Source organism: Alterirhizorhabdus solaris, assembly GCF_007785815.1.
GTDB lineage: Bacteria > Pseudomonadota > Alphaproteobacteria > Sphingomonadales > Sphingomonadaceae > Alterirhizorhabdus > Alterirhizorhabdus solaris.
Map to the genome: position 1 here is coordinate 1 of NZ_VNIM01000071.1, position 21,461 is coordinate 21,461.

At 70.4% G+C, this 21,461-nt stretch carries 15 protein-coding genes; 4 read left to right on the forward strand and 11 right to left on the reverse strand.

Annotated elements, in window-relative coordinates; genetic code table 11:
- Positions 1-38: 38 nt before the first annotated feature.
- The 5 genes from FOY91_RS15265 to FOY91_RS15280 form a co-directional block, all read right to left on the reverse strand.
- Entirely contained in the window at positions 39-2,291 is a 2,253-nt protein-coding gene (locus FOY91_RS15265) for a glycosyltransferase family 4 protein (RefSeq protein ID WP_238995726.1), read from the reverse strand.
- Complete coding sequence (locus tag FOY91_RS22040; RefSeq protein ID WP_203234589.1) at positions 2,288-3,388, reverse strand: zinc-dependent alcohol dehydrogenase; 1,101 nt, start codon at positions 3,386-3,388, stop codon at positions 2,288-2,290. The genes FOY91_RS15265 and FOY91_RS22040 overlap by 4 nt, the downstream gene beginning before the upstream one ends.
- Positions 3,385-5,451 (reverse strand): glycosyltransferase, encoded by a 2,067-nt coding sequence (locus FOY91_RS15270; RefSeq protein WP_203234590.1) that lies wholly within the window; start codon positions 5,449-5,451, stop codon positions 3,385-3,387. The genes FOY91_RS22040 and FOY91_RS15270 overlap by 4 nt, the downstream gene beginning before the upstream one ends.
- On the reverse strand, positions 5,448-7,640 hold the full coding sequence (glf, locus tag FOY91_RS15275) for a UDP-galactopyranose mutase (protein ID WP_145153882.1): 2,193 nt from the start codon (positions 7,638-7,640) through the stop codon (positions 5,448-5,450). The genes FOY91_RS15270 and glf overlap by 4 nt, the downstream gene beginning before the upstream one ends.
- Positions 7,641-7,819: 179 nt before the next feature.
- Positions 7,820-9,013, reverse strand: coding sequence for a glycosyltransferase (locus tag FOY91_RS15280; protein WP_238995728.1), 1,194 nt, complete (start codon positions 9,011-9,013; stop codon positions 7,820-7,822).
- Positions 9,014-9,213: 200 nt separating this feature from the next.
- Between FOY91_RS15280 and FOY91_RS15285 the strand changes: the two genes are divergently transcribed.
- Together FOY91_RS15285 and FOY91_RS15290 are read left to right on the forward strand one after the other, a co-directional pair.
- Positions 9,214-10,494 (forward strand): PQQ-dependent sugar dehydrogenase, encoded by a 1,281-nt coding sequence (locus FOY91_RS15285; protein ID WP_238995729.1) that lies wholly within the window; start codon positions 9,214-9,216, stop codon positions 10,492-10,494.
- Entirely contained in the window at positions 10,491-11,366 is an 876-nt protein-coding gene (locus tag FOY91_RS15290) for a hypothetical protein (RefSeq protein ID WP_145153857.1), read from the forward strand. The genes FOY91_RS15285 and FOY91_RS15290 overlap by 4 nt, the downstream gene beginning before the upstream one ends.
- A gap of 7 nt (positions 11,367-11,373) precedes the next feature.
- Here FOY91_RS15290 and FOY91_RS15295 read toward each other — a convergent pair whose 3' ends face one another.
- On the reverse strand, positions 11,374-11,763 hold the full coding sequence (locus FOY91_RS15295) for a nuclear transport factor 2 family protein (RefSeq protein WP_145153860.1): 390 nt from the start codon (positions 11,761-11,763) through the stop codon (positions 11,374-11,376).
- 161 nt (positions 11,764-11,924) lie between these two features.
- On the opposite strand from FOY91_RS15295, the gene FOY91_RS15300 reads away from it, so the two are divergent.
- Together FOY91_RS15300 and FOY91_RS15305 are read left to right on the forward strand one after the other, a co-directional pair.
- Complete coding sequence (locus FOY91_RS15300) at positions 11,925-13,841, forward strand: AsmA family protein (RefSeq protein WP_162527242.1); 1,917 nt, start codon at positions 11,925-11,927, stop codon at positions 13,839-13,841.
- Positions 13,838-14,962: a glycosyltransferase gene (locus FOY91_RS15305; protein WP_238995730.1), complete on the forward strand. Its 1,125-nt coding sequence runs from the start codon at positions 13,838-13,840 to the stop codon at positions 14,960-14,962. Before FOY91_RS15300 ends, FOY91_RS15305 begins: the two co-directional genes overlap by 4 nt.
- On the opposite strand, the gene FOY91_RS15310 is transcribed toward FOY91_RS15305, so the two are convergent.
- The 5 genes from FOY91_RS15310 to FOY91_RS15330 all read right to left on the reverse strand — a co-directional run bounded on the left by FOY91_RS15310 (position 14,896) and on the right by FOY91_RS15330 (position 21,453).
- Positions 14,896-15,807: a galactosyltransferase-related protein gene (locus FOY91_RS15310; RefSeq protein ID WP_145153866.1), complete on the reverse strand. Its 912-nt coding sequence runs from the start codon at positions 15,805-15,807 to the stop codon at positions 14,896-14,898. The two genes, FOY91_RS15305 and FOY91_RS15310, sit on opposite strands and share 67 nt — an antisense overlap.
- Complete coding sequence (locus tag FOY91_RS15315) at positions 15,804-16,958, reverse strand: glycosyltransferase (RefSeq protein ID WP_238995731.1); 1,155 nt, start codon at positions 16,956-16,958, stop codon at positions 15,804-15,806. Before FOY91_RS15315 ends, FOY91_RS15310 begins: the two co-directional genes overlap by 4 nt.
- Positions 16,955-19,033 carry an HAD-IIB family hydrolase gene (locus FOY91_RS15320; RefSeq protein WP_145153869.1) on the reverse strand — a complete coding sequence of 693 codons (2,079 nt, stop codon included), beginning with the start codon at positions 19,031-19,033 and terminating at the stop codon, positions 16,955-16,957. The genes FOY91_RS15315 and FOY91_RS15320 overlap by 4 nt, the downstream gene beginning before the upstream one ends.
- Before the next feature lie 74 nt (positions 19,034-19,107).
- The gene (glsA, locus tag FOY91_RS15325; RefSeq protein WP_145153872.1) at positions 19,108-20,046 is read right to left on the reverse strand and encodes a glutaminase A; all 939 of its coding nucleotides are present in this window, start codon (positions 20,044-20,046) and stop codon (positions 19,108-19,110) included.
- 597 nt (positions 20,047-20,643) lie between these two features.
- On the reverse strand, positions 20,644-21,453 hold the full coding sequence (locus tag FOY91_RS15330; protein WP_238995732.1) for a LysR substrate-binding domain-containing protein: 810 nt from the start codon (positions 21,451-21,453) through the stop codon (positions 20,644-20,646).
- Between the last annotated feature and the right edge of the window lie 8 nt (positions 21,454-21,461).

The window sequence follows — 21,461 nt, forward strand, 5'->3', positions numbered from 1 at the left end:
GGCCTATGCCGCCGAACTGGCACGGCAGCGGGCGGGTGCTACAGCCCGCCAATCGCCCGCTGCCGTGCCAGTTCGGCGGCATAGGCCCGATCGGTATTGCGCGCGCCGCCGCACACGGTGGTGTGCAGCAGGCCGTTGGGGCAGGGGCGATCGTCGTCCCACCCCGGATGATCGAGCACGGGATACAGGCAGAGCCCCGCAATCGGCACGCCGAGCCGCTCGGCCACCCGCACCTCGTTGCAGACGTGGGCGAGCCACTCGGCCCGCGCGTCCCCCTCGATCCCGGTTTCGGCGATCATCACCGGGCGGCCGTAGCGGGCGTAGGTTTCGGCGAGGATGCGGTGGAACGGCTTGGTCAGCGGGTGGTGCCGGTCGATCGGCGGGCCGCCGTGGATCCACTGGTTGTTGTGATAGTAATTGACGCCGACGATATCGAGCAGTTCGGGCCGCCCGCCGATCTGAGGCCACATCCGGCCCGCGATCAGATCCCACCCCTGGAACTGCGCCTGCCGGTGGCCCTCGGCGAACGGCGCGTCCCGTGGGTGGTGCGGATCGGTGATGACGTTGATGACCGGATCGGCATGGACGAAGCGCGCCGCGGGATCGACCAGCAGGATCGCCTCCATCGCCGCGATGGCCGCGCGCGCCAGTTGCACCTTCAGTTCGTAGCCGCGCCCGCGCGCGAACGGATTGAGATAGGCCGCATCGCCGCCGCCCCACGACAGGAACGAGATCTCGTTGACCGGGCAATAGAAGCGCGTGCCCGATGTCCGCGCCATGACGACCCTCGCCGCCTCCGCCGCGTAGCGGGCGAAGCGAGCGACGAACGCGGGCGTCCACACGTCGATATCGTCGGGCCAGCCATAATGCAGCAGATCCCAGATCACCTCGGTGCCCGCCGCCGCCCCGCCCGCCAACTGATCGTCGAGGCTGGACCAGTCATAATGGCTGGGCGTCTGCTCGATCAGGTGCCAGCGCAGCCCGTCACGCACGGTGAGGATGCCGTGCTGCGCCAGCGTGCGATAGTCCTGCTCGGCGAGCACATCGTGGCGGGTGGCGGCGATCACGTCGATCCGGTGGCGATCATGCGCGCGGCGGTGGGTCGAGCACTCGAACCCGCCCTGAAAGAAGCTGCGGAACAGCGGTGGGGCGGGGGGCGGCGCAGGGCGACGCACTGCCTCGAACAGGCGCTGCCACTGCGGCACTACCGCCTCCACGGCGTATTCCGCCTTCACCTTGGCGTACAGCGCAGCGCCCAGCTTGCGCCGCAACCCGGGATCGCCCACCAGCTTGAGGATGGCAGCCGCCACCGCATCCGGCGCCTCGTGCGGCACGAACAGGCCGGAGACGCCGTCCTCGATCTGCTCCAGCGTGCCGTTGTCGGCGGTGGCGATCACCGGCAGCGCGGCGGCGCCGGCCTCCGCGATCACATGCGGCATCCCCTCGCCGCGCGACAACCAGACGAAGATGTCGAGCGCGGACAGCAGTTGCGGGATATCGCTGCGATCCCCGAGGAATGTCAGTGCCGCGCCAAGCCCCAGCGCCTGCGCCTGTTCGCGCAACCGCACGGCATAATCGGGGAGGAAGGCATCCGGCCCGCCGATCACGACGAAACGCACGTCCGGTCGCACGGCATGGACGCGCGCGGCGGCGGCGATGAAATCCTCGACGCGCTTCTTCGGGTCCAGCCGGCCGACCCAGCCGACCAGCGGCACGCGCTCGGCGATGCCCAGCGCGGCCCGCGCACCCGGCCGGGCGGCGGGATCGAACGCGGCCATGTCCACCATTGAGGGAATTTCGATCGCGTCGCCCTCGCGCCCCGGCATCCGGCTGGCGGCGGCATCGCGGATCGAGGCGCAGACGCCCACGTAGCGCGTGGTGAAATGCTTCGGCCCGGCCAGCGCCTCCGATACCAGCCCGCCATGCTCGATCAGCGGCGGGCGCAGGTGGATGCGTTCGAGCGCGGGGTAGATGTCCGCGACGTTCTGGCAGGAGACGACCACGTCGTACCCCGGCACCAGCCCGGCCAGATAGCTCACCGTCTCGTCGAATGACAGGTGGTAGGGCGTGCGATCCACCCGCACGCCGATCGCCTCAAGCTGCTCGTGGGTCTGCTCGGGCATCCCCTCCTTGCGGAAGCAGGCGACGACATCGATCGTATAGCGCGACCGATCCAGCGCCTGCGCCAGCAGGCGCACCTCCGTCTCCTCGCCGCCCACGACGAGCCAGGCGAAGACGAACAGGATTCGGATCGGTGGAGCGGCCTCGGGCGCCATGACGGGCAGGCTCAATCGGCGCCCTTGAACACGATCTGGAGGAACTCCGGCCGCTCGGCGATCAGGTGGCGGATGAAACCGGGGGCCTCCTCCATCGGCACCACATGAGTGATGAGCTGCGCCCTGATCTCCGCCCCGCGCGCGGCCAGCAGCTTCACCGTCTCGCGCGACAGCCGGCGCTTGTCCCACGCCGTCGCCATGCCGCGCGGCACACGGTTGATCTGGGCGCAGCGAAGATTGAGGCCGTTGTGGTGGAACTCCTCGCCCAGCCGCAGCCGGTCCGCGCCACCCTGATAGAAAGCCAGGTCGATCACCGTGCCCTGCGGCCGCAACGCCTGCATCGCCGCATGGAGCGAGCCGGAGTCCGCCCGCGTCTGGAACACGAGGTCCGCGCCGCGATCGTCGCCGCCGTGGTGCCAGCGCGCCTTGGCGTGGTTGCAGGCGTCCGCCTCCGTCATCGGCGTCAGCCCGAGGCAGGCGGCGCGCATCCGGCGGAACTCGGACGGATCGGCGATCACCACCTCGCTCGCGCCCGCTGCCTGTGCGAACAACGCCACGAACAGCCCGACGATGCCGGCGCCCAGCACCAGCACCGGCCGGTCGCGGATGCCCGCGCCGAAGAAGGGGGTGTCCGGTCCCAGCATCTCGGCATCGGCATGGAGGATGCCGTTTGCCGCGATCGGCCCCATCTGGCCCACATAGATGCCGAGGATCGGGTCGATCTCCGGCGGCAGCACGGTCAGCACGTCGTGGAACGGATCGGCGGTATGGCCGCTCTTGTGGCCGAATACCGCGCCGACGACATCGCCGGGCGCATAGTCGCCCGCATTCGATTCCACCACGCGGCCGCTTTCCATGTAGCCGAGGAACGGCACCGGATAATGCTGCTGCGCCTCGCCGGGCACGAACACGCCCCGGCCCGCATCCCAGCGCGAATGCAGATAGGGGTTGGTATTCTTGACGAAGGTCAGTTCGGTACCGGCGGAAAAGCCGGTGTAGAGCATCTTCAGCCGCACCTGACCGGGGCCGGGCGGCCCTTCGTCATAGCCGTGGAGATAGGCCTCGCCGGGGCGTTCGACGCCGAGCGAACGGATGTGCCGCCACTCGCTCATGCGACCGGCCCGATCGCGATCGCCTGACCCGTGCGCGCGGATTCGCCCACTGCCAGCGCCAGCCGGTGCGTCTCCACCGCTTCGCCATAGGGGCAGCGGATGCGGTTCTCCTTGCCCTTCACCGCATCGATGAAGTCGCGATCCTCGCGCCACACCGGATCGCCCTGCGCCCCGCGCACCGGGCGGCCCCGGCCCACGTCGACCATCAGGTCGTGGTCGGTAATCTCGATCGCCATCCGCTCGCCGAACAGGTGCAGGCCGACGCGGTGGTTCCAGCCCAGCAGGCAGGTGGCGGCGAAGTTGGCGACGGCGCCGCTGGCGAACTGCAGGCTGGCGGTGCTGACGGTCGGCACGTCTAGCCCAGGGAACTCGGCCCGTTCGGTCAGCCCGGCCATGCCGTACACCCGCGTGACCGGGCCGGCGAGGTAGCGCGCCAGATCGAGCAGGTGCGTCGTCTGCTCCACCATCTGCCCGCCGGACTGGTCGAGATGCCACCACCAGCGCGGCGGCGGCGTGGAATCGAGCCAGTAGCCCGACATCAGCCGCGCCGGATTGTTCGCCAGCAGCCCGCGCACCTCGTCCACCGTATCGAGATAACGCCAGTGATAGCCGACGGCGGTGACGAGCCCGGCCGCCGCCACCTCGCCCGCGATCGCCTCCGCCGTCGCCAGATCGAGCGCGACGGGCTTCTCCACGAAGAAGGGCAGGCCGGCGGCGATGGCCGCGCGTTCCGGCGCGCCGTGGGCGAAGGGCGGCACGCAGATATAGAGCGCGTCGAGTTCCACCTCGCGCAGCATCGCCTCCGTATCGGTGAACGCGCGGGCGCCGAAGCGGGCGGCGGCCTCCTGCGCGCGGCCCTCGTCGGTATCGGTGATGGCGGCGATCTCGACATCCTCGAACTGTTCGAGCACGCCGAAATGGCGATGGGCGATGCCGCCCGCGCCGATGAAACCGATCCTGGTCAAGCGTTCTCCTGTGCGTTCCGGCGCCGCCCGCGCCTCTTCGTCGTAGATCGCGGCGGTCTCGTCGATCATGCGGGTGGCGGTGTATTGCTCGCCGTGCCGCTGGGTGGCGTGGGCGGCGACTTCGGCCAGCCGTTCGCGGTTCGACAGCGCCTCGATCACCGTGGCGGCGAGCGCGGCGGCGTCACCCGCCGGCACGAGCCAGCCGGAGCGGCCGTGTTCCAGCATCCCGGCATTGCCCGGCGCGTCGCTGGCCACGATCGGCAGCCCCGCCGCCATCGCCTCCAGCGCAACGAGCGACAGTCCCTCGAAGCGGGAGGGCAGGACGAGCAGGTCGGCCGCCGCCATCAGGTCGGGCAGGTCGATGCGGTGGCCCAGCAGACGAACCGATCCGGCCAGCCCGGCGGCGGCGATATGCCGGGCGGTCGTCCACAGCAGCGGGCCGTCGCCGGCCAGCAGCAGCGTCGCCCGTGGCAGGCCGGCCAGGATCGCGGGCATCGCCGCCAGCAGCAGCGCATGATCCTTCTGCGGAGCGAAGCGGCCCGCCATCAGCAGCACCGGGCCGTCACCCAGCGCCATCTCGCGACGCAACGCGCCCGGCGCGCGGCGTGGGGGCAAGGGGTTCACGCCGTTGGCGATCGTCGTCAGCCGGTTACCCAGCCCGGCAAGGTGGTGGCTTTCGGCTACCGCCGGCGACACCGCGATCAGCCGGTCGACGGCAGCCAGCGCCTCGCGATGGTCGGCCTGCTGCGCTTCGTCGGTCAGCAGATAGGGCAGATGCTCGGTGCGGATCACGCGCCCGCCGGCGGCATGGGCGGCGCGCGCGCTGGCGTGGCCTTCCCAGCCGATGCCGGCGTGGAGGTGCACCAGATCGGGGCGGGTGCGGGCGAACCAGCGATGCAACGCCGCCGGATCGCCCGGATCGACCGCCTTCACCGCAAAGCCCGCGCCCCGTGCGCGATCGAGCAGCCCGCCCGGCGGCGCGCCGACGACGATCTCGTAGCGGTCGGCCAGCCCGTTGGCGAGCGTGAGCATATGTTCGCCCACGCCCGAGGGCGCCGGGCTCTCGGTGACGAGGAACAGCCGTTTGCGTGTGTTCATGCGGCCGATGCCACCTCTGCCAGCCCGGATGCCAGTCGCGGCGCGAGCCGGCGGTAGGTGGCAAGCGCCTGCCCGACGACCTGATCCATATTGTAATAGCGATAGGTCGCCAGCCTTCCGACGAAGCTCACGTCCGGCAACGCGTCAGCCAGCGCCTCGTAGCGGCGGTACAGCGCCTGGTTTTCCGCGCGGGGGATCGGGTAATAAGGATCGCCCTCGGCCTGCGGGATCTCGTAGCTGATGCTGGTGCGCGGGGCGACCTGCCCGGTCAGGTGCTTGTACTCGGTGATCCGGGTGTACGGCACGTCGGGCGCCGGATAGTTCACCACCGCGACGGGTTGGAACTGCGCCATGTCATGCGTCTCGTGGCGGAACTGGAGGCTGCGGTACGGCAGCTTGCCGTAGCGATGGCCGAAATATTCGTCGACCGGCCCGGTGAACACCACATGGTCCGCCCGCACGTCGCAGTCGGCGAACTCCACGCCCGTCTCAACCGTAATGTTCGGGTGATCGAGCATGCGCCGGAACATGGCGGTGTAGCCGGCGGCGGGCATTACCTGATGTTTGTCGAGGAAGTAGCGGTCGTCGGTGTCGGTGCGCGTCGGCACGCGGGCGGTGACGGCCTTGTCCAGTTGCGACGGGTCCAGCCCCCACTGTTTGCGGGTGTAGCCCTGGAAGAACGTCTCGTAGAGTTCGCGCCCCACCGCCGCCACGACGACGTCCTCCGATGTCTCGATCGCGCGCGGTTCCGCGCGGGCGGCGAGGAAGGCGGCGGCCTGCGCCTCGTCCGCCAGATCGAGGCCGTAGAGCGTGTTGAGCGTGGTGCGGTTGATCGGGATCGGCACCAGCTTGTCGCGCACGCTCGCCAGCACGCGATGCTCGTAGGGGCACCATTCGGTGAAGCGCGAGAGATAGGCGAGCACGTCGTCGCTGTTGGTGTGGAAGATGTGCGGGCCGTAGCGGTGCACCATGATGCCCGCCGCGTCGGCATGATCGTAGGCATTGCCGGCGATGTGCGGCCGCCGGTCGATCACCAGCACGCGCTTGCCCGATCCGGCGGCCAGCCGCTCCGCCAGCACCGATCCGGCGAAACCTGCGCCCACCACCAGCGCATCGTAATGCGCGCGGCGGGTAAGGATCGCGGTGGCGACGTTGTTGACCGGGGCCGGGGCCATCGCCTGCTTCATCGCGGCGAAGGTACGGTCCCACGAGATCGCGGCGAGTGCGATATCCGCCTCGTCGCGCCACGCTCCCTCGGGTGGCAGCGCCAGCGCCGCCTCGCAGGCCGCGATGAAGGCCGGCGCATCGGCGGCGATCGAAACCGCCGCTATCTTCCCATAATGGCGCACCACGTCCACGATCGGGGTGGAGACGACGGGCTTGCCGGCGGCGAGATATTCGGGCGTCTTGGTCGGGCTGATGAAGCGCGTCGCCGCGTTGATCGCGAATGGCATCAGCGCCGCCGACCAGCCGGCCAGATAGCCGGGCAACTCGTTATATTGCCGGCTGCCGAGCCAGTGGATGTTCGCGCGGTGCGGCAGGTGCGCCGGGTCGATCTTCACCACCGGGCCGATCATCACGATCTGCCAGTCCGGCCGCGCCGCCGCCACCGCGTCGATCAGCGCCAGGTCGATCCGCTCGTCGATCACGCCGTAGAAGCCCAGCTTCGGGCCGGGGATTCGCGCCTGATCGTCGGGTTCCACCACACCGCCCCGCGCGGCGGCGAAGTGCGGCACGTCGACGGCGGAGGGGAAGGGGTGGACGGCATTGTGCCGCTCGCGCTTGGCCTCGTACAGGCTGTAGCCGCCGGTGAACACCACGTCCGCCCGCCGGATCAGTTCCGCCTCGCGCTCCACCATCAGTGGGTCGGCGAAGGCGAATGCGGAAAGCTCGTCCATGCAGTCATACACGATCGTCTCGGCGGCCACGCGATCGGCGAAACCGAGCATCATCGGGGTGTAGAACCACAGCACCGGATCGACCGGTATCGCGGTCTCCACCAGCATCGCCAGCAGACCGCGCAGCGCGTTCTCCACCGCCTCGCGGCCCCACCAGTGGGGCACGCGCGGGCGCAGCGCGATCACGTTGTCGGCGGGAAAGGGGTGATATTCCAGATAGGGGAGCGGATGATCGCACGCGATCGCCTCCTCCCAGAAGAAAACGCGCCGCTCGGCGGCAAAACGCTTCATCAGATGCTGGGGCCGCTGGGTCACGAAATCCCAGCGCAGGTGGGAGAAGCAGATCAGGGGAGGCAATGCGGGGGCCGGGGACGACACGAGGACTTGAGGACTGGCCGAACGGTGCACGTTGTTCTCCCGTGTGAGGCGGCCATGAAGCCCCTCCGACGCCCGAACGCAATAAATCGATGTTAACAGGCAATATTTTTTCGCGCCGCGATCGCATCGAGCAATGGACGCAGGCGCAGGATGGTGTGCGGCCATGCCCACCGCGCCAGTACCGCCGCGCGCGGGGTGAACCCGGCGGCATCCGCGCGCATCGCCATGATCGCCTCGGCGAACGCCTCGGACGTGGCGAGGCGACCGGTTTCGGGCAGGATGAACTGGCGCCCGCAGGCAAGCTCGGCATTGGCGAGCACCGGCAACCCGGCGAGCATATATTCTGTGATGATCGCGGGGGCGCCATCGTCCCGCCCGCAAACCACGCCGAAGCGGGCGCGGTTCATCAGCCGGTTCACCTCCTCGAACGGCACGCCGGGCGGGCCGATGCAGTCGACCGACAGGCTGCGTTCGGCGATGCGGCGGCGCAGGTCGCCGGCATCCTCGCCGTAACCGAACACGCACAGCGCGCGCACGTCGCGCGGCAGCCGGTCCAGCGCGTCGAGCAGGATGTCGTGGCGTTTGTAGGCCTGCGCCGCCGCCACGTAGATCAGATCATAGTCCTTCGGCCCCCCGAGCGGGCGGAACTGGTCGATCGCGGCGAATTCCGGGCCGACCGGCATGATCGCGGTCCTCATGCCGGGGTGGCGCGCCTCCACCTCGTCCGACTGCCACTGCGCGCCGGTGAGCACCAGATCGAACCGGGCGCTCACCCCGGGCGGCACGCGCAGGGTGGGCGCGTCGATCGAGTTGTAGAGGATGATGCTGTTCGCGCACGCCGCCAGCAATGCCTCCGATACGCCCAGCCCGTAGACGACGAGGATATGCGGTGCGCCGAACGCGTGGACGAAGGCCAGCATGTCGCGGTTGTCGAACGGCGCCTCGGGGGCGTCGAGCATGAAGGCGCGATAGCGCAGATGCGTGTTCGCCGCGGCGAAAGGCGCGGGATCGCCGCCGATCTGGTGATGCCATATCTCGGCGCGGTCGATCATCCCGGCGGCGATGCAGGCGAGTGGCAACCGTTCGAGATAGCCGCCCGTCACTTCCGGCGGGTCTCCTTCCGCCACCCGCCACGGTTGTTCGGAAGACGGCGGCGACACCCGGCGCGCGTGATCGGCCGGTACGGGATCGCTCCGCCAGTCGATCCGGTCGCTGACGACCACGATCGAGCGCGTGGCGCTGAGGGGGGCCGCGCCGTCCGTCGCGTCGTGCCGTGTCGAAGCCATGTCGTGCCCTCGCGAATCCCGGTCGCGTCGGCGACCGTGCCGCTGCCCTTACCGGCAGGGCGACCGCCGGGACGAGCGGCTTTTTGCGGGAGCCGGCTGCGGCAGGCCGTGGCCTCCACGCGATCGTTTAATTTCTTGCCGCGGGGAGCAAGCCGGCCCGGCGACTGTTCCCGCCTTCGACCAGAAACGGGAGCAACCCCTTGAAACGACTGATACCGGCCATCAGCCTGCTGGCGCTGGCCACCGCCGCCCACGCGGCCCCGCCGATGCCGACGCCTGCGATCCCGGGCCTCGCGCCGCAGCCGGCGCCTTATGCGACGCCCGCCGTGGTCAACCACCCGAAGACGATCGGCTGGCCCGAGGGGCGCACCCCGGTGGCGCCGCGCGGCTATGAGGTAGTGAAGTTTGCCGGCGGGCTGGACTATCCCCGACAGGCGCTGCTGCTGCCCAACGGCGACGTGCTGGTCGCCGAGGCGCGGACCAAACCCAAGTTGGACGCCGAGCCGGAAGTCGCGCGTGGACAGGCGCTGTCGAAGACGACCGGCTACAGCGCGAATCGCATCACCCTGCTGCGCGATGCGGACCGCGACGGCGTGGCCGAACAGCGGTTCGTGCTGCGCGAGAACTTGAACCAGCCGTTCGGCATGGCCTATCGCGACGGGCGGCTCTACGTCGCCAATACCGACAGCGTGATGAGCTTCCCCTATCGCCTGGGCGAGACGCGCATCGCCGCCGCCCCGCGCACGCTGGCGACGCTGCCGGCCGGCGGCTACAACAACCACTGGACGCGCAACCTGTTGATGAGCGCGGACGGGCGCACGCTGTACGTATCGGTCGGCTCGGCCAGCAACGTGGGCGAGCATGGCATGGCCGAGGAGGCCCGACGCGCCGATATCCTCGCGATCGACCTGACGACCGGCCGCGAGCGAACCTATGCCTCGGGCCTGCGCAACCCCGTCGGCATGGATTTCGCGCCCACCACCGGCACGCTGTGGACGGCGGTGAACGAGCGCGACAACTTCGGCGACGACATCTCGCCCGATTATCTGGTCGGCGTGCGCGAGGGTGGCTTCTATGGCTGGCCTTACAGCTATTACGGCAAGCAGGACCCCCGTCATCCCAATGAGCGGCGCGATCTGCTGGCGACCACCTTGCTGCCCGACGTGGCGGTCGGCCCGCATGCCGCCGCGCTGGGGCTGGCGTTTGCCAGGGGGCGGGCGGCCAACGACCAGCAGGCGTTCGTCGCCCGCCACGGGTCATGGAACCGGTCGGCGTTCAGCGGCTACGACGTGCAGGTGGTGCCCTTCGCCGATGGCCGCCCGACCGGCGCGCCGCAGCCGTTCCTCACCGGCTTCGTCGCCGATGCGAAAGCCGGCGAGGTCTATGGCCGCCCGGTAAGCGTGCAGGCGCGCGACGACGGCGCGCTAGTCGTGGTGGACGATGCCGGCGACACCGTGTGGCTGGTGCGGCAGCGCAAGTGAGGCACACGGGCCGGGCCGGCCTGATCCTCGCGACCCTGATCGCCGCCGCCCCGGCCGGCGCCGCCACCGTGCCGTTCGCCGACACCGAAGATGCGACGCTGGGTGCAGTGGAGGTCGGGGCGGGGCGCTTCCACCCGATCCTGTCCATGGACCTGCGCAACGGCGACTATGCGCGCGGCACCTATGACGACGACCGGGCCGGGTTGGGCCGCGTGCCGCTGCACGTAGCGTTCGGCTTCGCTGCCGAACTGCGCGCGAACGCGGCGGGCGAGGGCGACCTGTTCCTGATCGGGCAAAGCTCCAACGGTTTCCACGCGCCCGACCGGCGGGAGACGACCAGCCCGCGCGGCTGGTACGAGAGCAACAACCTGCTCGGCCTGGCGTGGCGGCCGGCCGAAGGGCTGTCGGCGGCGGTGGCCTATACGATCAAGACCAGCCCCAACGCCGTCTCCGCCACAACGCACGAGGCCAGCCTGAGCGCCGCTTTCAGCCGGGACGAGGGCAGCGGCCGGCTCCGGCCTCGTCTTGCCGTCACGGTGCGACCCAGGGGCGCGAACGGCATCTATACGATCGCCGGCGTCGCGCCCGAAACCACGTTCGGCGACGGCGAGAATGCGCCGACGCTGTCGCTGCCCGTCACGGTCGGGGTCGGATGGGGGGGCTTCTATGGTCCCGGCAGCGGCAGCCGGACCTATGCGAGCGGCGGCCTGTCGCTGTCGCAGCCGGTCGCGTTCGCACGGGCGAAGGCGAGCATCAGCGCCGAATTGCTGGCGCTCGTGCGGGACGACGGCCTGCGCCGGCTCGACGCGCCGAACGGTACGACGGCGACGGTGGTGCCGCTGGGCACGCTCACCTTCCGCGTCGGGTGGTAGCGCGTCGTCAGGCGAGCGTCAGGAACAGTTCGGCCTCGATCACCCACCGGCCGCCCACCTCGCGCCACTTGGCGGTATAGTTGCCCGAGGCGAGCGGCGTGTCGTCCCCGGTGGTGACGCTGCTCCACGCGCCGTGCTCGAACGCGATCGGCTCGACCGGCGAGAGGATGATGCTGTCCGGGGTGCGGGTGTAGACCGCGCGCACCGTCGCGGCGAATTCGCGTTTCCAGGCCAGCAACTGTGCCTTGCGGCCGGAAATCACCCCGCTGTCCGTACCGGCCACCAGTATCGCTCCGGGGGTCAGCAGCGGTGCGATCGCGTCGAGGTCGGCCGAGGCCAGCGCCCGGTTGAACGCGGCGCGCTGCAGGCGGATGGCGATGTCTGGCGGCATGGTCATCGTGGCTCCCGCGACCGTGGAGCGGGTCTTATGGCCGCGAAGCCCGCCGCGCTGCCAGCACGATCTTGCCGGCAGATGAACGCCGCGCGATATTCTGCGTTGGGCATGGCGGCGGCGGATGACCCGGTGCCGCAGCGGGGTTGGACCGAGTGGATAAGTCAGTGCCAGAAGCCGAAGCCGCAGGCGGAGCGACGACAGCGGCTGCGCGAAGCCGTCGCCTGCGCCGCATCGCGTTGTGGGTGGCGGCCGGCATCGCCCTGCTCCTGCTGCTGCTTAGCGCCTTCCCGTGGGGCCTGCTGGCGGGCCGGGCGGACGGGATGCTCTCCACCGCACTTGGCCGCCCGGTATCGATCGGCTCGGCGCGGCGGACCGGCTGGCTGTCGTTCGTGCCGGAGATCGAACTGCACGACGTGCGGATCGCACAGCCCGGCTGGGCCGGCACGGGGGACATGGCGCGGGCCGGGGTGATCCGCCTGCGCCTGCCGGTGTTGCCGCTGCTGATCGGCCAAGTGCGCCCGCGTTCGATCGCGGTGGAGGGGCTGACGCTGCATCTGGTGCGAGATGGGAACGGGCGGGACAACTGGTCCGGCGGGAAGAAGGGCGGTGACGAGGGCGACGGCCCCGGCCTCGCCGACCTGACGATCCGCGATGCCCGGCTGCGCCTCGACGATGCCAAGCGGCACGTCGCGCTACAGGCGTCGCTGTCGTCCGACCGGGCGGGCGGCGTGCGGATTGCGGGGGCGGGCACGTTGCGCGACCAGCCGTTGCGCCTCTCCATCACCGCCCCCGCGCTGGCGACCGCGGATCCGGCCGCGTCGTGGCCGGCAAGGGTTTCGGTGCGATCGCCGCTGGTGTCGATGGACGGCACGGTGCGGATGGATCGGCCGCTCGACACCGGCCACTTCACCGCCACGCTGACGGCGCACGGTCGGGATCTGCGCTACCTCGACGATATCGTGCAGGCCGGGCTGTTCCCCACGCAGGACTTCCGCCTTGCCGGCACCGTCCGCCACGACGGGCAGGCGTGGCGCGTACCCCGGGTGGACGTCACCATCGGCCGCTCCTCGTTACGCGCGGCCGTGGCGGTATCGAAGGAAGGGGAACGCACGAAGCTGAATGGGCAGGTGCACGCCCGAACGCTCGATTTCGACGATTTCGCCTCCGACGAACAGAAGGCCGAGGCGAAGGCACGCGAACGGCGCATCGGCGCCCGGGTGGTGCCGGCCACGCGGATCGTGCTGGACAAGCTCGGCACGCTGGACGGGCGGCTGGTATTGCGCGCCGACCGCCTCCTGTCGGCCACGCCCTCGCCGTTCCGCAGCCTGAACGCCACGGTGACGCTCGACCGGCAGCGGCTGCGTGCGACGCCGCTGACGGTGGGCCTGCCGCACGGCCGGGTGACGGGCACCCTTGCCGTCGACGGGCAGGGCAGGACGCCGCGCCTGTCGTTCGACCTGCGGGTCGCCGAAGCGCTCGTCAGCGATTTCTTCCCGACCCAGCAGGTCGTCGCCGGGCCGTTGCGCGCGCATCTGCGGCTGGCGGGCAGCGGCGATACCGTGCGGGATGCGATGGCGCATGGCGACGGCACGCTCGCCTTCGTGGTGCCCGGCGGCAGCGTGCGGCGCGATTACGCCACCTTCCTCGGCGGCGACGTTATCAAGAGCATCGGTGCCGCTGCCGACGGCAAGACGAAGCGGACGAACCTTGACTGCCTGATCGCCACCTTCAAGACCCGCCGGGGCCGGATGACACCGGAGCCGGTGCTGCTCTCCACCCCGGTCGCGCGCGGCGACGGCGCGGGGGTCATCGTGCTGGGGCCGGAGACGATCGACATGCGCGTCTCCGGCCACCCGACACGGCCGGGCCTGCTCGTCTCCACCGCGCCCGTCCGCCTGTTCGGCACGCTCTCGCAGCCCCGGATCGATATCCGGCCACCACGGGCGAAAAGCCAGGAGGACAACGACATCCTCTCCCGCGTCGGCCTGTTCATCAAGAAGCTGCGTGTGCGCGGCGACGAGGGCGCAAGGGCGGCCACTCCGGTGAAATGCCCGGCCGAGATCAGGCGGGCGCTGGGATGACCTGCGGGGGTGGCGGCGGCGCGGGCGGTGCGTTGCGGATCGCCGTGATCGGCCATTTGCGGCACCCCGTCGCGATGCCGTTCATGGGCGGGATGGAAGCGCATTGCCACCAGCTCGTGCGGGCGCTGGTAGCGCGCGGGCATGACGTGACGCTGTTCGCCAGCGGCGACAGCGACCCCGCGCTGCCTCTCCACGCCATTGCCGAGCGGCATTACGATGCGGTGCTGCCCTGGGTGGAGTGGCACGGTACGGCACGGCTGGCTGCGTTTCAGGACGCGGCGTTCGGCTTGGCTTGGGCGGCAATCGCCGACGGCGGCTTCGATGTGGTCCACAACAATGCGATGCATCCGGCGCTGCATGCATGGGCGAAGCGGGACGGCCAGCCGATGGTCACCTCTCTGCACGTACCGCCGTTCGACGGCCTCGCCGATGCGGTCCACGATCATGCCGCGCCGTGGCTGCGGCAGACGACGACCTCACGCGCCCACATGGCTGGCTGGTGGGCCACGCCGTCCGCCACCGCCTCGGTCGTCCACAACGGTATCGACACCATGCGCTGGGCCTTCCGCCCTCGCGGCAATGGCCGGGCGGCGTGGGCCGGTCGGATCACGCCGAACAAGGGCACGGCGGTGGCGCTCGATGCCGCACGCCTGGCAGGGATCGCGCTCGACGTGGCGGGGCCGATCGACTGTGCGGACTACTTCCGCGACGAGGTGGCGCCGCGACTGGACGACATGCGCGTCTATCATGGTCACCTCGGCGGGGCGGCGCTGGTCGACATGATCGGCGCGGCCTCCGTGCTGCTCTCCACCCCGACGTGGGACGAGCCGTTCGGCCTGATCGCGGCAGAGGCGATGGCGTGCGGCGTGCCGGTGGCGGCACTCGATCGCGGGGCGATGCGCGAGGTGGTGGGCGATTGCGGCGCGCTGGGCACGGATGCCGCCTCGCTGGCGCGGGCGATCGGGGCGGCGCGCACCTTGCCGCGCCCGGCCTGTCGCGCGCGGGTGGAGCGGTTGTTCTCGATCGACGCGATGATCGCCGGCTACGAGCGCGCCTATGCGGTGGCGATGGCGGGCGCGCGAGCCTCGAGCACCGCCAGCACGGTGGCGCTGCTGGCATAGGGCTGGTCCGCCTGCTGGCGGGTCAGCGCCAGATCGGCGTCGGACACGTCGCGCAGGCGGACATATTCGCCGTCCTGCAACTCGATCAGCCCCATCAAGGTGAACGCCCGCAGCCAGTGGTCCATCGTGAAATGCCCCCATTTGTCACGAAAATGCGTGGCATTGGCGATCACGCTGTCGACATGGTGGACGGGCGGCATGTGATGCGGGTGATGCTGGTGATAGGCGCGCGCGCCCCGGCACCAGAACAGCGGTACCCCCGCCGTCGCCACCACCCGGCCGAAGTCGGTGTCCTCGCCGCCGTAGCCGACATACCGCTCGTCGAACCCGCCGAGGCCGAGAAACGTGTCCCGCCGCATCGCGAAATTGAGCGACCAGAAGCAGCGGTAATCGGTGCAGTCGCCCAGCGGCCCGGCGGGTGGCCCGGCGCGCTCCGAATGCTTGACGGCGGTGGCGGCGAAGCGGGGGAACTCGAGGCCGGCGTCGGTCGCGCCGGCGGGCAGGTACAGCACCTCGCCCATCAGCACCCCGTCTGCCTGCGACAACGCTTCGGCATAGTCGGCGACGAACGAGGGGGCGGGGATGCAATCGACGTCGAGGAACAGCAGTTGATCGCCGCGTGCCGCCCGCGCCGCCGCGTTGCGCGCGGCAGCCAGCGGGATACCGTCCGCGCCGACCATGATCTGCCGGATGGGGAAGGGCGCGGACGGCAGTTCGTAAGGCCGGGGTTGCATCACCGCGATCACCAACTCGTGGGGCATGCGGCTCTGCCCGGCCAGCCCGCGGACGAGGTTTGCAAGATGGCCCGCGCGGCCATGCGCGAGCGTGCAGACGGAAATCGTCATGCGAGACTTTCGATGATGAGGGGCGCGATGGGCGCGGGGGACGGATGGCCCCAGCGCCGCTCGGCCAGATCTTCCAGCCAGTTCGCCGTCGACGCGGCGGCGTCCGGATCGACCAGCGCGTGCTGGCGGGCCGGATCGATCGTCGCGGCGCGTCGCCACGCCTCTGCCCATGCCCCGGCGTGCGAGGGCCAATGCTCCAGCATGGCGGCAGCACCTGCCCGGTCGAGCATCCGCGCCTTCCACAGCTGCTCGTCGAAATAGCGCCACTCGGGCACGACCACCCACGGCCGGCCGATGGCGGCGATCATGTGGACGGTGGTGTTGCCCGCCGACGACACGACGCGATCGGCGGCGGCGATGTAGAGTTCGGGCGTATCCACCCAGCCACGATGCTGGAGATTATCGGGCGCGGTCGCGTGCCACTCATGCTCGACCGCGCCGATCGTCAGCCACAGCGCATCGGGTTCGGCGCGCGCGCCGAGCGTGAGCGGGGTTGCGGGCGTGCCGCCGCCGCCGCCGCCGGCCACCACCAACACGATATCCGCATTGGCGGGAAGGCCGAGCAGGCGGCGCGCCTCGTGCCGCGCGACCGGCGATACGGCGATCCCGACGCCGGGGGCGTGGAAGGTCTTGGCCTGCATCCAGTCCGGCCGGCCCGGCTGCTCCAGCGTTCCGGCATAGGGGGCGAGGATGCCGATCGCGGACTCATACGCCGCCAGATGGCCGATATCGTCGCGGGTGCCGTGCTGGAGCACGCTGACGCACGGCACCGAGGCGATGCGCGCAAGCTGCGCCAGCTCGGCGGAAACGTCGGTGACGAACAGCGCCGGCCGCGCGCTGTCGAACCAGCCGGCCAGCGTGGCGATGGCGCGGGTGATGCCGCCCCAGCCCAAGGGCGCGCAGTGCAGCGTCTGCGGCGTGCGTGCGTGCGCGAAGCCGCTCTCCTCCTCGCCGGTCGCTTCGAACAGCGAGGGGATGACCTGCACCGACACATGCGGGGCAAGCGGCGGGAAGATATCCTCGCGCGCACAGAACAGCACCACCGGGCGTGTGGCGGGCAGCGCGTTGACGATCGCGGCGGAGCGCTCGGCATGGCCGCGCCCCTGATGGTGGACGAAATAGCCGATCGGCCGATTCACCTGGCGGGTCATGCGGCGCGGTTCCGGGCGAAGGCGCGCATCCCCTCGATCACGCCGCCGGCGTGGGGGCGGCGGGCGAGGTAGATGGTCGGGCGGCCCACCAGCGGCGCCAGTTCGGCGCTATGGTTGGCGACGAGGATGCCGTTGCGGCAGGCGGTGAGCATGTCGAGATCGTTGCCGCTGTCGCCGGCGGCATAGACGTGATCGAGGCCGATCCCCATCGCGCGCGCCACCCACATCATCGCGGCGCCCTTGCCCGCGCGGCCGGGCAGGATGTCGAGCAGGTCGCCGTGGCTGTGGATCACGCGGACAGGCAGGTCGGCTACCGCCGCGCGGACGGCGGCCACCGCCGACGGTTCGGAAACGAAATAGCTGCGCTTGTGGCGGCGTTGTTCCACCGCCGGCTGGCGTTCCACCCCGCGTAGGGTGGCGACGCGGGCATCGACATCGGCTGGGTCCCAGCCGATGTCGATATGCCTCGCATAGTCCCGGTCGGCGAAGAGCCGGGCACCGTGCCGCCAGTAGATCTCCGCCCCCACCGAGGTGATGAGCACCGCAGGGGCTGGCTGGCGCCATTCGCCGAGCAGCCGCTCCGCTTCCTGCAACGATCGCCCGGTCGCGACGCCGAAGGCGAGGCCGGGTTCGCCATCGAGAAAGACCGCCATCCCGTCCGCGCTGGTGATGCATCCGGTGAGGGTGTTGTCGATGTCGCACAGCAGCAGTCGGGTCGGGCTACGGCGCGGCGGTACGGTGGCGGCGGCGGTGGCGCGCGCTATCTCCACGAAACGCGCGGCATAGGCATGCCAATCCAGCGCGCGGGCGTTGGCGATGCCGGCCTGAGAGGCGCGGCGCCATTCGGCACGGTCGTCCAGCAGCGCGCGGATCGCGGCGGCGAAGGCGGGCGGGTCGCGCGGATCGGCGACCGTGCCGTGGCGCAGCCGCGCGACGATATCGACCGGCCCGCCGTGGCAGGCGGCGACCACCGGTACGCCGTGCAGCGCCGCCTCGGTCAGCGTCAGCCCGTAAGGCTCGTTGAACGCGGGGTTCACGAACACGCCGCCCGTCTCGCGCGCCAGCGCATAGAGCGCAGCGATGTCGGCCTGGCTGTGGCGCTTGGGCAAGGCAAGCGTGCCGTACAGATCGTGGCGGTCCAGCCCGGCCAGAAGCCCGGCGATCACGCGGCGCTGTTCGGCCTCGCCACAGTCCGGCCCGTCGCGCAGGCCCGCCACGATGGCGAGGTTGGCGCGGTCGCGCAGATCGGCATCGCGCGCGAACAGGTCGATCAGCCCGGCGAGGTTCTTCTTCGCGACCGGCCGCGCGATGGCGAGGATCAACGGCTTGCCCGGATCGCGCAGGAACGGCGCGAGCAACCGCCGCGCGCGGTCCAGATCGATCGGGCCGGCATCCGCCAGCCCCGCGCCGGGCGGCACGCAGTGGATCTTGGCGGCGCAGGCGGACGGGTAGAGCATCAGCTGACGTTCCGCCTCGTCACGCGAGGAGGCGATGATCGCATCCGCGCCGGCGATCGCTCGATCCTCCTCGGCGATGCGTGCCGCCAGCGTGGCGCGTCCCCCGGTGCAGCCCGCCTTGTCGATCGCCAGCGAGTGCGCGGTATAGACGAACGGGATGCCGAACCGGGCGCGCACCTTCATGGCAACCTCGGCGGCGTCGGCGAAATGCGCGTGGATCACGTCCGGCCGCCGCACCAGCCCGTCGATGTGGCGGATCAGCGCGTCGGCGAACGCGGGGCGATCGGCGGTATTGGCTTCCTTGCTCAGATAGGCGCGGTTGCAGGTATCGATGCGGCGGATCGCCAGCTTCGCCGACAGCGGTTCGAGCGTCACGGCATAGGCCGGGCCAAGGGTGGCATCCTCGATCAGCCGGGTGTCGATCTCGACCCGCTCGACGTCGCCGCGCGCCGCCAGCGCCTGCGCCGCGCCGAGCGCGTAGGTGATGTGTCCGCCGGTGTCCTCCGTCAGTCCGAATTCCACGGGCGGCCCCTTCAGGCAGCCGCCCAGCGCGATCGACAGGATGAACACCAGTCGCAAACCCCCGTAGATGCGATGACGGACCGAGCGGCCCGACATCCTGAACGATCGGTTCAGCTTTGGGTTGCACCTGCCATTCCGACAAGCTTCTGAAATTAAAAGAGTAACTCAGGTTAATCGAGAGGCGGCCCGAAGACCGACCATCCGGTGCGATCCGCGATCATTTCCAGCGCGCGGACGCCCAATATGCTGTTGCCGTGCTGATCGAGGTTGGGCGACCACACCGCGATCGCCGCCGTCTCCGGCACGATCGCGAGGATGCCGCCGCCGACGCCGCTCTTGGCCGGCAGCCCCACACGCAACGCGAAATCGCCCGAGCCGTCGTAATGGCCGCACGTCATCATCAGTGCGAGCAACTGCCGCATCCGGCGGGCATCGGCGTCGGCGGCGGCATCGTCGGGCCTTCGGCGGGTGGCGGCAAGCACGCGGCCGGCGCGCGCCAGCCCGGTGCAGTCCAGCATGATCGCGCACTGGTTGAGATACGCCTCGACGATCGCGTCGTCCGTCGCGTGGATGTTGCCGTGGTGACGCATGAAGTCGAGCATCGCGCGGTTGAGGTGGCCACGCGCGCGTTCCCGCGCCAGCACGCCCTCGTCCAGCGCGGTCGGCGGCAGGCCTCCATGCCGGCGCACCGCCTCCACCACGGCACATGCCTCCCGGTCGTCGCGCAAATGCTCCATGAGGATATCGACGACCACCAGCGCCCCGGCGTTGACGAATGGATTGCGTGGGATGCCTCTGGTTCTTTCCAGATCGACGATGGAATCGAACGGATCGCCCGAAGGCTCGCGCCCCACCCGGTCGAACACGTCGTCGCCGATCGCCGCCAGCGCCAGATCGAGCGCGAAGACCTTGGCGATGCTCTGGATCGGAAAGGCCGCGGTGGCCGCGCCGGCCGAAACCACCTCGCCCGACGACAGCGCCACGGCGATGCCGATCGGGCCGGGCGTGGCGGCCTCGTCCTTGCGGTCCGCCGCCGCCTCGATCGTATCGACGTCGCGCCCGATCTCGTCGGCGACCTCGTCCAGGATTCGCCCAAGTGCCTGTCCCATAACGCTTCTCCTGCTGAACGTGGCCGAACCATCGGCAGGCGATTCCGGTCCACGGGGCGCGGGGCAGACGGATTCTCGTCGGCCTTCGCCCGCACGGTGAACCAGCCGACGCTGACGAAGTGGATCTCGGGGCCGGTCGGTGCCCAGCCGGGTTCGGTGCGGCGCTATCGTTTCGTATGGCGGACGTCGCTTCCGGCCTTTCAGGCCTGACTCGGTCCCGCAACGAAAACGAGCGTGATGAACGGGGGCGCCCTTTTCCGAAGGATGGGGAGCGGTCGTTCTCCAGGCGCGGGATCGGTTTTTCCGCCGCGGGCAGGCCAGCTAAGTCCCGCCGCAAGAGGCACTGCTACCGCCGGGATCGGGCGAGCCGCCGTCGAATACCGCCGCGACGAAGTGGCCCGATCGGAAATCGTCTGGTGGGTGGCGAAGCAGTCGGGTCTCCGTCCGGCGATTTCGGCAGCGGGCGGGGTCGCTGTCGCCCTTGTGGGCGTCAGCGCCGCGGCCGGGCGGCAGCGCCCGCATGCCGAGGTCACCGGCCAGCCGCCGCATGTCGCGGCGATGCGGCGCCGGGCCGGCGGGGGCCGAGAGCCGGTGTCGCTACAACTCATGCACCACTTCGGTCGCGAGTTCGGCGAGGCGGGCGGTCGCCTGGGACAGTTCACTGCCCTTGCCGACGATGCAGGCGACGCGGGGCAGGGCGGGCAGCCCCGTTTCGGTCAGGCTCGTTGCGTCGGGCATGAACAGATGGGTGCGGCAGGTGAGGCCGAGGCCCGCCGCGACCGAGGCGCGCAGCGTGGTGAGGTTGGGCGTCTCGATCGCGATGCGATAGGGCAGGCCGGCGGCATCGAGGCTGGCGATGGCGGCCTCGCGGAAACGGCACGGCCGCTCCAGCACCGCCAGCGGGATCACGCCGCGCTGGGAGAGGTCGGCGTTGCCGTACCACGCCATCGGCGCGGTCTTGATCGCGGACGGATCGTCGGCCGCCGCATAGCCGATGATGATGTCCAGCTGGCCACGTTCCAGCATGGTCAACAGTTCGGCGGTGCCGGCGACACGCGCGTAGATCTGCGAGTCCGGATGCAGTTCGGCGAAGCGCGCGAGCAGGCCGGTCAGCAGGCTCTCGGCGAAGTCCTGCACCATGCCCACCCGCACCGGCCCGGCGAAGTGGCCGGCGCTCACCGCCGCGATCGCCTCGTCGTGCAGCGCCAGCACCCGTCTGGAATAATCGAGCAGCACGGTGCCCGCCGGGGTGAGCACCAGCCGGCGCCCCTCGCGGGTGAACAGCGCCTGCTGCACCAGCTCCTCCAGCCGCTTGATCTGAAGGCTGAGCGCGGACTGGGTGACGAACACCTGTTCGGCGGCGTTCAGCATCGAGCCGGTCTCCACGATCGCGACGAAGCTGCGCAGGAGGGTGG